Raw genomic sequence first — 13,463 nt, 5'->3', positions numbered from 1 at the left:
GAACTCGCTAACCTGCTTTACGGCGTCGGCCTGCCATTGCATCGCCGGTCGCCGTCAACTCATCTCAACCCAACTTGAGCCGGTTGTCAGACTGCGACGATGCGCACGCTGGCGCCTTCGCCGACGCCCAGCGCTTCGGCCGCAGTCAGACTCAAAGCGACCGGCTTGCCGGGCACCCAGTCCAGTTCCAGCATCACGGCGCGGTAATCCTGCAGCTGGCCATTGGAAACCAGATAAGGCCGCCCGCCTTTGACCGCATCACCGGTACTGACCGTGTCGACCTTGACCGGCACGACGCGGCTCTGGGCGATGGAACGAATGCCCGAGACCCGCGCGTGCAGGGTCGGCCCGCCGTCGAAGATGTCGATGTAATGATCGGTCTCGAAGCCTTCGCGCATCAGGATGTCGAAGGTGATCTGGGCGCGCGGATGGACCTGGCCCATGGCTTCCTGCGCTTCATCGGGAAGCAGCGGCACGTAGATCGGGTAATGGGGCATCAGCTCGGCGAGGAAAGTCCGGCTTTTCAGCCCGCACAGGCGCTCGGCTTCGGCGTAGTTGATGTCGAAGAAGTTGCGCCCGATGGCGTCCCAGAACGGCGAGTCGCCGTGGTCGTCGCTGTAGCCGACGATCTCGGTCACCACCGAATCGGCGAAGCGCTCTGGATGGCTGGCGACGAACAGCAGACGGCCGCGGGAATTGAGTTCCGACCACAGCGTGCCGACCAGTTCGGGCAGCACGTAGAAGCTGGTCAGCAGGCTGTTGCCGGTGAGGTCGTGGCACTGCGAGAGCACGTGAATCTTGTTGTGGATCTTCAGTTCACGGGAGGCGTGGACGAAGGTTTCGTTGCGAAAGCTGTAGAACGGCTCGGAATAGCCCGCCGAGGCGACGATCCCGGAACAGCCCACCAGACGGCCTGCTTCTGTGTCTTCGAGGACAAAGAAGTAGGTTTCTTCGCCGTTGAAACTGACTTCTGCCGAGAACGAGGCTTCGGACGCAGCAATCTTGTCACTCAGACGTCCAGCGTCATCCGGCAGGGACGTGACACCAATCGGGCTGTCTGCCGCGAGTCGTTGAACCTCGCTCAGATCCGCCATTTGCGCGGGGCGCATCACCAGCATGGTGTCACTCCTTGAGAAAAAAATCGGGCCGGTAGTCCGGCAGGAAAAACAAAAAGATGAAGCGCGTTCGACCTTGTAGGAGTGAGCTTGCTCGCGATAGCGGTGGTCCAGAGAAACATCTGCACCTGACCCAACGCGTTCGCGAGCAAGCTCACTCCTACAGGGAATGCGTACGCCAATCAGCCAAAGAGCGTGTCCCGGCCGACCGAGGAACTTACGCCCCGGCCAGCTTGGCAACCGCCCGTTCGAAGCGGTTCAGGCCTTCTTCGATATCGGCGTCTTCCACCACCAGACTCGGCGCGAAACGCACCACGTCGGGACCGGCCTGGAGCACCATCACGCCTTCCTGTTCGGCAGCGTTGAAGAAGTCTTTGGCTTTGCCTTTCCAGGCGTCGGTCAGCACGCAACCGATCAACAGGCCCATGCCGCGCACCTGGCTGAACACGCCGTATTGCTGACCGATCTTCTCCAGACGCGCCTTGAACAATTCATGCTTGGCCTTCACGCCCGCCAGCACTTCCGGGGTGTTGACCACATCGATGACCGCTTCGCCCACTGCGCACGCCAGCGGGTTGCCGCCGTAGGTGGTGCCGTGAACGCCAACGGCCAGGTGCTTGGCGAGTTTTTCAGTGGTGAGCATGGCCGCCATCGGGAAGCCGCCGCCGATGCTTTTCGCGCTGGAGAGGATGTCCGGCGTCACCCCGTAATGCATGTACGCGAACAGATGACCGCTGCGCCCCATGCCGCTCTGAACTTCGTCGAAGACCAGCAGCGCGTTGTGGTCGTCGCACAATTTGCGCGCGCCTTGCAGGTATTCGAGTTCGGCAGGCAGTACGCCGCCCTCGCCCTGGATCGGCTCCAGTACCACCGCGCAGGTCTTGTCCGAGACAGCGGCTTTCAGCGCGTCAAGGTCATTGAACGGGACGTGGGTGATGCCAGTGATTTTCGGCCCGAAGCCGTCGGAGTATTTCGGCTGACCGCCGACGCTCACCGTGAACAGGGTACGACCGTGAAAACTGTTCAGGGCCGCGACGATTTCGTACTTGTCCGGGCCGTACAGATCGTGGGCCACGCGGCGGGCGAGTTTGAAAGCAGCCTCGTTGGCTTCGGCGCCGGAGTTACAGAAGAACACGCGGTCGGCAAAGGTGGCGTCAACCAGCTTCTTGGCAAAACGCAGCGCCGGTTCGTTGGTGAAGACATTGGAGACATGCCACAGCTTGTTGGCCTGTTCGGTCAGCGCGCCCACCAGCGCAGGGTGCGCGTGGCCCAGCACGTTGACCGCGATGCCGCCGGAGAAATCAACCAGTTCGCGACCCGACTGATCCCAGACGCGAGAACCCTGACCGCGCACGGGGATAAACGCTGCCGGGGCATAGTTGGGGACCATCACCTGGTCGAAATCGGCACGTTGCACCGGTACTTGCTCAACGGACATCGGAGTCTCCTGAAGAGGAACGCCTGCCTGGGACAGGCGAGCGATGGAAGGATTGTAAGGACTGATTCGGGCCGGGCCTTGCCGCCAAGCGACAACTTCTTACAGCGCCAAACCGGCTTTTTACGGGGTTTGCGGCAATGCGACAAATTGCGTCACAAAGGCGCAGTTTAACCGGTGGCGTGCGCGTATTGCAGTGCAGGATCTAAACAGCCCACAGCTAATGCTCAACCACGCTCGGCGGGCACCGACGACAATTCGAATGGGCTGCTGCTGCGACGCTGGTTGCGGTCTTCACGGGGTGTGGCGCCGAAGAAGTTGCGGTAGGCGCTGGAGAAATGCGGCCCCGAGGAGAACCCGCAGGACAAGCCGATCTGAATGATCGACTTGCTGGTCTGCATCAGCATCTGGCGCGCCTTGTTCAGGCGCAGTTCGAGGTAATACTGGCTCGGCACGCGATTGAGGTACTGCTTGAAGATGCGCTCCAGCTGACGTCGCGACACGCACACGTGCTGGGCGATTTCGTCGGTGGTCAGTGGCTCTTCGATGTTGGCTTCCATCAACAGCACTGCCTGGGTCAGCTTCGGGTGGCTGGAACCCAGACGGTTCTGCAACGGAATCCGCTGACGCTCGCCGCCTTCACGGATGCGCTCCACCACCAGTTCTTCCGACACCGCGCCGGCCAGCTCGGCGCCATGATCACGGGCCAGCACCGCGAGCAACAGATCCAATACGGACATCCCGCCGCAGGCGGTCAGGCGATCGCGATCCCAATCGAACAGATGACTGGTGGCGATGACCTTGGGGAAGCGCTCGGCGAAATCGTCCTGCCAGCGCCAGTGCACCGCAGCACGGTAACCGTCGAGCAAACCCAATTGCGCCAGCGGATACACACCCGCCGACAACCCACCGATCACGCAGCCGGCGCGGACCAGCTGCTTGAGCGCGCCACCGAGGGCTGAGGACATCGGCGCCGGCGGCTCGTCAGCCAGCAGAAACAGCTTCTGAAACCCTTCCACACGACCGACCCACGGCTCGCCCGGCAACTGCCAACCGGCGCCGTCAACGGGGGGCTCGGCCTGCAGAAACGACAGTTCGTAAACCACTTCGGGGTGAACGCGCTGAGCAACACGCAGGGCTTCCTCCGCCAGCGCCAGGGTCAAGGCTTTGGTGCCGGGCCAGATGAGAAATCCGATTCGATGGGCAGTCATGGCGTGCAATCCGAAACGTGTCGCTAAAAGGGGTCGCACGCCTGGCATGCGATGGGATTCTGTAACCTTCAGTCAATGGCTGCGGTCTGAATGACGCGCAGCATGAACCGTTCTGAAGCAAAACGCACCGCACTCACATGGCGGGCTCGTTACTTCAAACTGCCGGACAGGAACTGCTGCAAACGCTCGGATTTCGGATTGACCAGCACTTCACGGGGGTTGCCGCTTTCTTCGACCAGGCCCTTGTGCAGGAAAATCAACTGGTTCGACACTTCACGGGCGAAGCCCATTTCATGGGTCACTACCACCATGGTCCGGCCTTCCTGGGCCAGTGCCTGCATGACCTTCAGTACGTCGCCGACCAGCTCGGGGTCCAGCGCGGAAGTCGGTTCGTCAAACAGCATGACTTCCGGCTCCACCGCCAACGCCCGGGCAATCGCCACGCGCTGCTGTTCGCCGCCGGACATGTGCCCCGGGTAAGCGTCCTTGCGGTGATACACGCCGACCTTGTTCAGATAATGTTCGGCCTTTTCCAGGGCCTCTTTCTTCGGCACGCCCAGGACATGCACCGGCGCTTCGATGATGTTTTCCAGTGCGGTCATGTGCGACCACAGGTTGAAGTGCTGAAACACCATCGACAGGCGCGAACGCATGCGCTGCAGCTGTTTCGGGTCAGCCGCTTTCAGACCACCGTTCTTGTTGGAGACGAGCTTCAGCTCTTCATTGTTGAGCAGGATGCGCCCTGATTTCGGCTGCTCCAGCAGGTTGATACAGCGCAGAAACGTACTCTTCCCCGAGCCGCTGGAGCCGATGATGCTGATGACATCACCGGCCTTGGCGGTCAGCGAGACGCCTTTCAGCACTTCGTGACTGCCATAGCACTTGTGCAGGTCCTGGACTTCCAGTTTGTTCATGATGTCGGTTCTCACAAGTAATCAGTCACTGAGCAGGCGGCCGCTGCGCAACGGTGTGCGGCCGGCCACTTTGGCCATCCAGAAACCCGGCTGGGCGTAACGCAGTTTTTCGATGGCGAACAGCACCCCGGCGGTACCGGCACAGACGGTGGTGGCGCGATCGGTCAACGGGTCGATGACTTCGAACAGCGGCTCGCCTGATTCGACCCAGCCCCCCGCCGGACGCAAGAAAGTCAGCACGCCGGGATGGGGCGCGTAAATCATTTCGGTGCCTTCGAAGGGCATGCCTTCGCAGGCTTCATGGCCAGCTTGCGGCCACTCGCCACTGATCAGGCCCTGCTCGGCGAGAAACGCCAGAATGCCCACGGCGTAGGCCTCGGCTTCAGCCTTGCCGGTGTTGGTCTGGCCGCCCAGTTCCAGCGTGGTCGCCAGGCAGGCCAGCGGAATCTGCGCGTCCGGGAACTGCTTGGACAAACGCAGCCACGGCAGGGAACAGGCTTCGTCGAACGAACTGCCGCCGGAATCTTCAGCCAGCAGCGCAACCGTGACCCCCAGATGCGCCGACAACGACCGCCATTGCGGCCAGTGCTGGGGCAAGGCGTACATGTGCAGCGAAGCGTCGGTGTCGCAATGCAGGTCCAGCACCACGTCGGCGTTGCAGGCGTGACCCAGCAAGACGCGCTGCATGCCGGCCAGTTCGCTGCCAGCCGGCGGTAACTGCTCAAGCACGTCGGCCATGGCCTGACGAACCAGTTTGACGTTGGCGTGGGGGTCGTCACCGAGCTTGCCTGCCAGCGCCTGAGCCACCGGCTCGCTCAATTCGGTGAAATCGCGATTGAAATTCTTGCCGCTGCCGTACTCGAAACGGCCCTGATGGTTGCCCTGCAGCAACTGGCCCAGACCGATTGGGTTGGCGACCGGCACCAGCTCGATGACGCCCTTGAGCAGGCCCTGTTCTTCCAGCTGGGTCAGGCGTTTCTTCAATTCCCAGGCGGTGCGCATGCCCGGCAGCTCATCGGCGTGCAGGCTGGCCTGTATGTAGGCCTTGCGCTCGCCCTGACCGAAACGGAACACACTCAGGGTGCGCTGGGTGCCGAGGTTGCCCCACGGCAAATCGTGATCGATGCGCTGCATATCAGTGCTTCCTCGGGGCGAGGTAACTGAGCCAGCGGCGCTCGGCCAGCTTGAACAGTTTCACCAGAATGAACGTCAGGCACAGGTAGAAAACGCCTGCGGTAATGTAGGCCTCGAACGGCAGGTAGAACTGAGCGTTCACAGCGCGCGCCGCACCGGTGATGTCCATCAGCGTGACGATGGACGCCAGACTGGTGGTCTGCAGCATCATGATCACTTCGTTGCTGTACTGCGGCAGCGCCCGGCGCAGGGCCGACGGCAGCAGAATGCGGCGGTACATTTTGGCTTTCGACATACCCATCGCCCGCGCCGCCTCGATCTCGCCCGGCGGCGTGGACTTCAGGCTGCCGGCGATGATTTCAGCGGTGTAGGCGCTGGTGTTGATGGCGAAGGCCAGGCACGCGCAAAAGGTGGCGCTCGACAGCCACGGCCACAGAATGCTTTCGCGCACCGCTTCGAATTGCGCCAGCCCGTAGTAGATCAGGAACAGCTGCACCAGCATCGGCGTGCCGCGAATGACGTAGGTATAACTCCAGGCCAGCAGATTGACCCAGGCGATTTTCGACACGCGCATCAGGCCCAGTGGCAGTGCAGCGAGCAAGCCGAAAAACAGCGACAGCGCGAGCAGTTTGAGGGTGATCAGCAGGCCGCCGAAATACAGCGGCAGGCTTTCCCAGACGACGTTGTAATCGAAAATCATAGGTCTGCCACCCTTACGCCGGCCGAGTAACGTTTTTCGATGTAGCGCAGTATCAGCAGCGAGACACTGGTGATCACCAGGTACATGGCCGCGACTGCGAGGAAGAAAGTGAAGGGTTCGCGGGTGGCATCGGCCGCCTGCTTGGCCTTGAACATCATGTCCTGCAGACCGACCACGGAAATCAGTGCGGTGGCCTTGGTCAGTACCAGCCAGTTATTGGTGAAACCGGGGATCGCCAGACGGATCATCTGGGGTACCAGAATGCGGAAGAACACCCGGCCACTGCTCATGCCGTAGGCCATGCCCGCTTCGGCCTGGCCTTTCGGGATGGCCATGAACGCGCCGCGGAAGGTCTCCGACAGGTACGCGCCAAAAATGAAACCCAGCGTGCCGATACCGGCCACCAGCGGGTTCAGGTCAATGTAGTCGTCGTGACCGAGCAACGGCGCAACGCGGTTGAGCAGGTCCTGACCGCCGTAGAAAATCAGCAGAATCAGCACCAGATCGGGAATGCCGCGGATCACGGTGGAGTACAGATCGCCCAGCCAGGCCAGCCAGCGCACCGGCGACAGCCGCAATGCCACGCCGATCAGGCCGAGCACGATCGCCAGCGCCATGGAGCACAGAGCGAGCTGCAAGGTCAGCCATGCACCGTCGAGGATGACGGCTCCGTAACCTTTCAACATGTTGTTTGGCCCTCAAGCGCGGGATAGAAAAATGGCGCAATCAGTCGGTGCGGTGACCGGCTGTTTGCGCCATTGACGGCTTTAAACCAACTTACTTGCCGTAGATGTCGAAGTCGAAGTACTTGTCCTGAATGGCTTTGTATTTGCCATTGGCACGGATGGCCGCGATGGCGGCGTTGAGCTTGTCCAGGTCCGCCTTGTCGCCTTTGCGCACGGCAATGCCGACGCCATCGCCGAAGTAGTTGACGTCGGTGAAGGCCGGGCCGACGAACGCGTAGCCTTTGCCGGATTCGGTGTTCAGGAAGCCGTCCTGCAGCAGGGTGGCATCCGCCACGGTGCCATCGAGACGACCGGCGCCGATGTCCAGATAGACTTCGTTCTGCGAGCTGTACGGCTTGATTTCAGCACCCAGCGGGGCCAGGACTTCCTTGGCGAAACGCTCGTGGATCGAGCCACGCTGCACGCCGATGTTCTTGCCTTTGAGCTCGGTCAGGGCGTCGCTGACGACGGTGCCCTGCTTCATGACCAGGCGGGCCGGGGTGTTGTAGTACTTGTTGGTGAAGTCGACCGACTTCTTACGGTCTTCGGTGATGGACATCGAGGACAGGATGGCGTCGATCTTGCGCACTTTCAGCGCCGGGATCAGGCCGTCGAATTCCTGTTCGACCCACACGCACTTGACCTTCATCTCTTCGCACAGGGCGTTGCCGATGTCGTAGTCGAAGCCGACGATGCTGCCGTCCGGCGCCTTCGAGGCAAACGGAGGGTATGCCGCTTCGATGCCGATCTTCATGGGCTTTTCATCGGCGAACACGGGCTGTGCCAATACGGTCAGTGCCAGCGCACCCAGCAGCATGAGCTTTTTCATTTCTTGGAACTCCATCGGTATAACGCGACAAATGGCAGTGAGCGAGACGCTCAATGAACAGGAGGAATCAGAAATTGCGACGCGAGGTGCCGGCGGGTCTCTGGACCCGACTAGCCTACGGCGAGTGGTCGGCATTTTAGCGGCAGGCTGAAAGTCGATATTTCTTCAATGCGACAACTAGTTACAGAAGCGCATGAAATCGTATTCAGGCTAATTGACATCCAAAAAGCTTTATGCAAGTGCCAGAGCTGGCAAACCTATCAACGAAGCAAATAACGCGCCCATTATTGGCAAAGCCTTATGATCCGGCAAGTCCAGCGTAGGAGCGGGTTGATGCGGGACGATGAAATGCCTGGTTTTCGGGTGGAAATGCCCCACCGGGGCGAGGGAGGTTACCCGGGCGGATGCGCGGTAACAAATCGATATTTCTCGATTCTTGAGCCTGGGAAACGTGAAGATCAAGAGCGTCCGCCTGGGGGCGGACTGTTTCGCCTTCGGCGAGTTACTTGGAAAAGTCGAAAGTCGCACCATCCCCAAGTAACCAAAGGTGCTTGCTCCTGGTTTGGCCCTCCTTCGTCGGGTTCCCTCACTCCGACGAAGCTCCGTGGGCCCGCGCCGAACGGACATCCATGTCCTAGCGGCGCTCTCGCGGCATCCATGCCGCTCGGCCCACTCCGCGTCGTCTGCGTTCGGCCTGCACCCAAGTCGCGATTGGCGGTGTTTGAGCCTCTTGCGTATGAAGATCAAAAGCAGATCAAAAGCAGATCAAAGGCAGATCGAGGGCGGATCAGGGCCGGATTGCGGGCTAAGGATACTGGGGGACTTGTGGGAGCGAGCTTGCTCGCGAAGGCATTGGCACCTCCACCAAATAATTGGTGTTTGAAATGCAGCATTCGCGAGCAAGCTCACTCCCACAAGGACGGGGGTGCGATCAGCATAATTGTTGGCGCCTGGACTGGCCTCTTCCCGGCTAAAGCCGGTCCCACTAACAGACCGCGCGCCCCCGTAGATACTCTGTTCCCGATCAAGCTTTTTGCAGATGTTTTTCGCTGAAAAGCTTGGCCGTATTGAAGTCTTCGCCGCTGCGCATGCAAGCCCACAAACCTGTCAGGTATTTACGCATCACCGCGCAGATCGCTTGCATCTTACGTTTGCCTCGGCCCACCAGAGCCTCGTAAAAACCCTTCACATAGGGATCGCAGCGGATCGCAGTCAGCGCTGGCATGTACATTGAACAGCGTAAGTAAGCGTTGCCGCATTTGCTGAGCCTGCCAGGCTTGTCGATGCTCGTTCCAGACTGAGTCAGCCGTACATCCAGCCCTGCATGGCGGCTTACCTGGCCTGACTTCAAGGTCGTTGGCAGGGTCGCCATTTCGGCAAGCGCGGCCAGCGTGGAGACCTCGCCCATGCCGGGGGCCGCCAGCATATTATCGAACTGACCTTGCAGCACCGGACAGCTGGCAACCAGATCCAGTCCAGCCTTTCTGAAGCGTTCAATACGCTTGTCAAAGGCTGCGATGGCCTCTTCTTCGTCTTCGATCAGCAGTGCCGAGGACGTGTCAGTCGCCTTAAGCGCGTGCAACTCATTTTTCGCCTGGGTACGGTGGTCGACCAAACGATTGATGTGCCGGCCGATAGCCCGCAGCTCAAGCTGGGCGGAAGTTGGCGGAGTCCACAAGCTAGGCGTCATACGCTCGCCATATTCGGCAAGCAACTGGGCATCGATTGCATCCGTCTTGCTGTGCTGAAGCTTCAGCCTGGCAAAATTACGGGAGCTTTTCGGGTTAATCACCGACACCGGCAAACCCGCTGCACTCAGCTCTATCGCCAGATCCAGGTAATAGATACCGGTGGCTTCCATGACAACGCTGAGCGGTTTGAGGGCCAGGAGTTTCTTGACGGCAGCCTTGCGGCCTTTAGGTGTTTGAGCAATTACCCACGCGCCGGCTGATCGACCCTTATCGCGCCATCCCATAGCCGTCGTGCGTGAACCAACATCAAGACCGACGTGAATAGCCATGGCTTTCATCTCCAGAAAAACTGGGTAATGATGGCTCTGGTTCCCCTGACCTCGAACTTCATGCCGCTGCAACCTTGTAATGCGAAGTCCGACTTGTCGGCTTCTCGATACTCTACGTGGTGGGCAATGAGGCGGGGGGACCTCTCTACGGACAAGGTCAGGATTAACGTCTGCCTTAGGGACCGATCGGTCTCCCCCAGAACACATCTTTTTGGTTATGCATCCAGAAGACTAGCGAGTCTGAGCGGGTGTGTGAGAAACATACAAGGACCGGCTTTAGCCGGGAAGCCTTTGATCTGCTTTTGCTCTTCAAACACAAAAAGCCCAGACACCACCAAACGCGACTTTGGTGCAGGCTGAACGGAGGTCTCGCGGAGTGGGCCGAGCCGCAGGGATGCGGCGAGAGCGCCGTCAGGACATGAATGTCCGTTCGGCGCGGGCCCACGGAGCGAGGCCGGAGTGAAGGAACCCGACGAAGTCGGGCCCAACCGAGAGCAGGCACCCTTGGTTACTTGGGGTGCTTTTCCAAGTAACTCGCCGAAGGCGAAACAGAGGCCGTTAGGCCGACGCCCTTGATCTTACGAAGCAAGACCGTCAGGCCGCAGTCATGGTCTTGTGGGTTTCCACCAGATGCGCAACCACACTCGGATCAGCCAGCGTCGAGATATCGCCCAGCGCGTCGTACTCCCCGGTCGCGATCTTGCGCAGGATGCGTCGCATGATCTTCCCGGAACGGGTCTTCGGCAGACCCGGCGCCCACTGAATCACATCCGGCGAAGCGATCGGGCCGATCTCCTTGCGCACCCAGTTGCGCAGCTCGATGCGCAACGCTTCGTCCGGCACCTCACCGCCATTGAGCGTGACGTAGACGTAGATGCCCTGCCCTTTCAAATCGTGAGGCACACCCACGACCGCCGCTTCGGCCACTTTCGGGTGAGCCACCATCGCGCTCTCGATTTCGGCGGTGCCCATGCGGTGGCCGGACACATTGAGCACGTCGTCGACGCGGCCGGTGATCCAGTAGTAACCGTCTTCGTCGCGACGGGCGCCGTCACCGGTGAAATACATGCCGCGGAAGGTCTTGAAGTACGTGTCGACAAAACGGTCGTGGTCGCCGTACAGGCTGCGCGACTGACCCGGCCACGAGTCGAGAATCACCAGATTGCCTTCCGCCGCGCCTTCGATGAGGTTGCCCAGGTTATCCACCAGGGCCGGGATCACGCCGAAGAACGGACGCGTCGCCGAACCCGGCTTCAAGGCAATGGCGCCAGGCAGCGGGCTGATCAGAATGCCGCCGGTTTCGGTTTGCCACCAAGTGTCGACGATCGGGCAATTCTTGTTGCCGACGGTGTTGTAGTACCAGTTCCAGGCTTCCGGATTGATCGGCTCGCCGACTGAACCCAAGAGACGCAGGCTCGAACCATCAGCACCGTCTACGGCCTTCGTGCCTTCAGCCATCATGGCGCGAATGGCGGTCGGCGCGGTGTAGAGGATGTTGACCTTGTGCTTGTCGACAATTTTCGACACGCGGGTGATGTCCGGGTAGTTCGGCACGCCCTCGAACAGCAGCGTGGTCGCGCCATTGGCCAGCGGGCCGTAGACGATGTAGCTGTGGCCGGTGACCCAGCCGACGTCCGCGGTGCACCAGTACACTTCGCCCGGACGGTAATCGAACACGCGCTCGTGGGTCAGCGCCGCGTACAGCAAATAGCCCGCTGTGGTGTGCAGCACGCCCTTCGGCTTGCCGGTGGAACCTGAGGTGTAGAGGATGAACAGCGATTCTTCGGCGCCCATTTCTTTCGGCGCGCAGGTGCTTGAGGCCACGTCCAGCAGCGAGTGGTACCAGATGTCGCGATGACGGTTCCACTCGATATCGCCGCCGGTGCGCTTGCACACGATGACCTTCTGTACGCTCGCTGTTTCCGGGTTGGTCAGGGCACGGTCGACGTTCGCCTTCATGGCGGTTTTCTTGCCGCCACGGAGCCCTTCGTCAGCGGTGATCACCACTTTCGACTTGCAGTCGATGATGCGACCGGCCAGTGCTTCAGGTGAAAAGCCGCCGAACACCACCGAATGAATCGCACCGATGCGCGCGCAGGCCAGCATGGCCACCACGGCTTCCGGGATCATCGGCATATAGATAGTGACGACATCGCCGCGATGGACATCCTGCCCGCGCAGCGCGTTGGCGAACTTGCAGACTTCTTCGTGCAGTTCGCGGTAGGTAATGTTGCGGCTCTCGGAAGGATCGTCGCCTTCCCAGATGATCGCGATTGAATCACCGCGCTCGGCCAGATGGCGGTCGAGGCAGTTGTAGGAAACGTTCAGGGTGCCGTCGGCGAACCACTTGATGTCGACGCGGTGGTCGTCGAAGGAGGTCTGTTTGACGGTGGTGAATGGCTTGATCCAGTCAAGGCGCTGGGCTTGTTCGCGCCAGAAGCCATCGGGATTGACCACCGACTGCTGGTACATCGCCTTGTAGGTCGCCTCGTCAGTCAGCGTGTTGGCTGCCACTTCAGGGCGGACGGGGTACAGGGAAGCCGCACTCATCTTTCTTACCTCGGTGGAAATGTTGTTGTTTTATGACCCTGTTGTATCCGCCGATGGCTGCAAAGGCCATTCGACGATGGTCTTACCGACTCCGAGCATAGCGCCGAAAGCAGCTGAGGTGCCCGGTTTCAGGCAAATCTTCATGTCCCGGCTACGACTAAAGAACCCGTCGAGCCCTGCCAACAACCGAATAACAGCGATTGTTGCCGATTTGCTCAACAGACTTTATCAGAATGGTTTCTATATGAATTCCGGACAGGGGCATAGAATCCGTTCCGCCAACACGGCAAATGATTGATTAACAACAGCCCCCACGCTGGAATATCGATCAACTAAACCCACCCGGTCATCATTCGCTTCACCCAGAGCCCCACAAGGATTCTGCGCACCCTGTCGACCGCACTTTCTGCGTCGCAGTGTTAATGAAGCAACTTAGAGGAAATGAGTAATGAAAGCTGCACTGGTTGTAATGGCTCTTTGTGGTTTCAGCGCCATGGCAATGGCAGAAGAATCCGGCGCAAAAGTGGCCGCCCAGCAACAGCGTGTCGAGGAATACACCTACTCCACCAAGCTGGATATCGCGAAGGTTATTTCGGTGGATGAAGTGCCGAACGTCTGCCAGGTCGTCCCACAGCATATGACCTACGTTGACTCTCAGGGCAAACGCCACGTGCTTGAGTATCAGGTCATGGGCAACGGTTGCAGCAACGGCTGATCAGTTGCGCTCGCCGCTTGCTTGCAAGAGCGCTTGCCCGCGAATCGCGGTGTATGAGTTTATATATCCGCTAACAGCATTACCGATTCGCGGGTAAGCGTGCCTCTACAGTCAT

At 60.0% G+C, this 13,463-nt stretch carries 11 protein-coding genes; 1 reads left to right on the top strand and 10 read right to left on the bottom strand.

Annotation, left to right across the window (positions count from 1 at the left end; all coding sequences use genetic code 11):
* Positions 1-86: 86 nt before the first annotated feature.
* The 10 genes from aruF to acs all read right to left on the bottom strand — a co-directional run bounded on the left by aruF (position 87) and on the right by acs (position 12,633).
* A complete protein-coding gene (gene aruF, locus FX982_RS13970) occupies positions 87-1,118 on the bottom strand; it encodes an arginine/ornithine succinyltransferase subunit alpha (protein WP_172611239.1) in 1,032 nt (343 codons plus the stop codon).
* Between the two features lie 214 nt (positions 1,119-1,332).
* Positions 1,333-2,553 (bottom strand): aspartate aminotransferase family protein, encoded by a 1,221-nt coding sequence (locus FX982_RS13965; RefSeq protein ID WP_172611238.1) that lies wholly within the window; start codon positions 2,551-2,553, stop codon positions 1,333-1,335.
* Positions 2,554-2,777: 224 nt separating this feature from the next.
* The gene (argR, locus tag FX982_RS13960) at positions 2,778-3,761 is read right to left on the bottom strand and encodes a transcriptional regulator ArgR (protein WP_172611236.1); all 984 of its coding nucleotides are present in this window, start codon (positions 3,759-3,761) and stop codon (positions 2,778-2,780) included.
* 149 nt (positions 3,762-3,910) lie between these two features.
* Positions 3,911-4,675, bottom strand: a complete 765-nt coding sequence (locus tag FX982_RS13955; RefSeq protein WP_122537825.1) for an ABC transporter ATP-binding protein — start codon at positions 4,673-4,675, stop codon at positions 3,911-3,913.
* A gap of 21 nt (positions 4,676-4,696) precedes the next feature.
* Positions 4,697-5,809: a succinylglutamate desuccinylase/aspartoacylase family protein gene (locus FX982_RS13950; protein ID WP_172611235.1), complete on the bottom strand. Its 1,113-nt coding sequence runs from the start codon at positions 5,807-5,809 to the stop codon at positions 4,697-4,699.
* Position 5,810: 1 nt separating this feature from the next.
* Complete coding sequence (locus FX982_RS13945) at positions 5,811-6,509, bottom strand: ABC transporter permease (RefSeq protein WP_122537547.1); 699 nt, start codon at positions 6,507-6,509, stop codon at positions 5,811-5,813.
* Positions 6,506-7,195: an ABC transporter permease gene (locus tag FX982_RS13940; protein ID WP_172611233.1), complete on the bottom strand. Its 690-nt coding sequence runs from the start codon at positions 7,193-7,195 to the stop codon at positions 6,506-6,508. Before FX982_RS13940 ends, FX982_RS13945 begins: the two co-directional genes overlap by 4 nt.
* Before the next feature lie 91 nt (positions 7,196-7,286).
* A complete protein-coding gene (locus FX982_RS13935) occupies positions 7,287-8,063 on the bottom strand; it encodes an ABC transporter substrate-binding protein (protein WP_172611232.1) in 777 nt (258 codons plus the stop codon).
* 1,024 nt (positions 8,064-9,087) lie between these two features.
* Positions 9,088-10,083, bottom strand: a complete 996-nt coding sequence (locus FX982_RS13930) for an IS110 family transposase (protein WP_172610027.1) — start codon at positions 10,081-10,083, stop codon at positions 9,088-9,090.
* A 594-nt stretch (positions 10,084-10,677) separates the two neighbouring features.
* Positions 10,678-12,633 carry an acetate--CoA ligase gene (gene acs / locus FX982_RS13925; RefSeq protein WP_172611230.1) on the bottom strand — a complete coding sequence of 652 codons (1,956 nt, stop codon included), beginning with the start codon at positions 12,631-12,633 and terminating at the stop codon, positions 10,678-10,680.
* A gap of 448 nt (positions 12,634-13,081) precedes the next feature.
* Between acs and FX982_RS13920 the strand changes: the two genes are divergently transcribed.
* Positions 13,082-13,348 (top strand): DUF2790 domain-containing protein, encoded by a 267-nt coding sequence (locus FX982_RS13920; protein WP_122624628.1) that lies wholly within the window; start codon positions 13,082-13,084, stop codon positions 13,346-13,348.
* The last annotated feature ends 115 nt before the right edge of the window (positions 13,349-13,463 follow it).

The sequence above is a fragment of the Pseudomonas graminis genome (genome assembly GCF_013201545.1).
Taxonomy (GTDB): domain Bacteria; phylum Pseudomonadota; class Gammaproteobacteria; order Pseudomonadales; family Pseudomonadaceae; genus Aquipseudomonas.
This window is presented reverse-complemented; position numbering and strand designations above follow the sequence as displayed.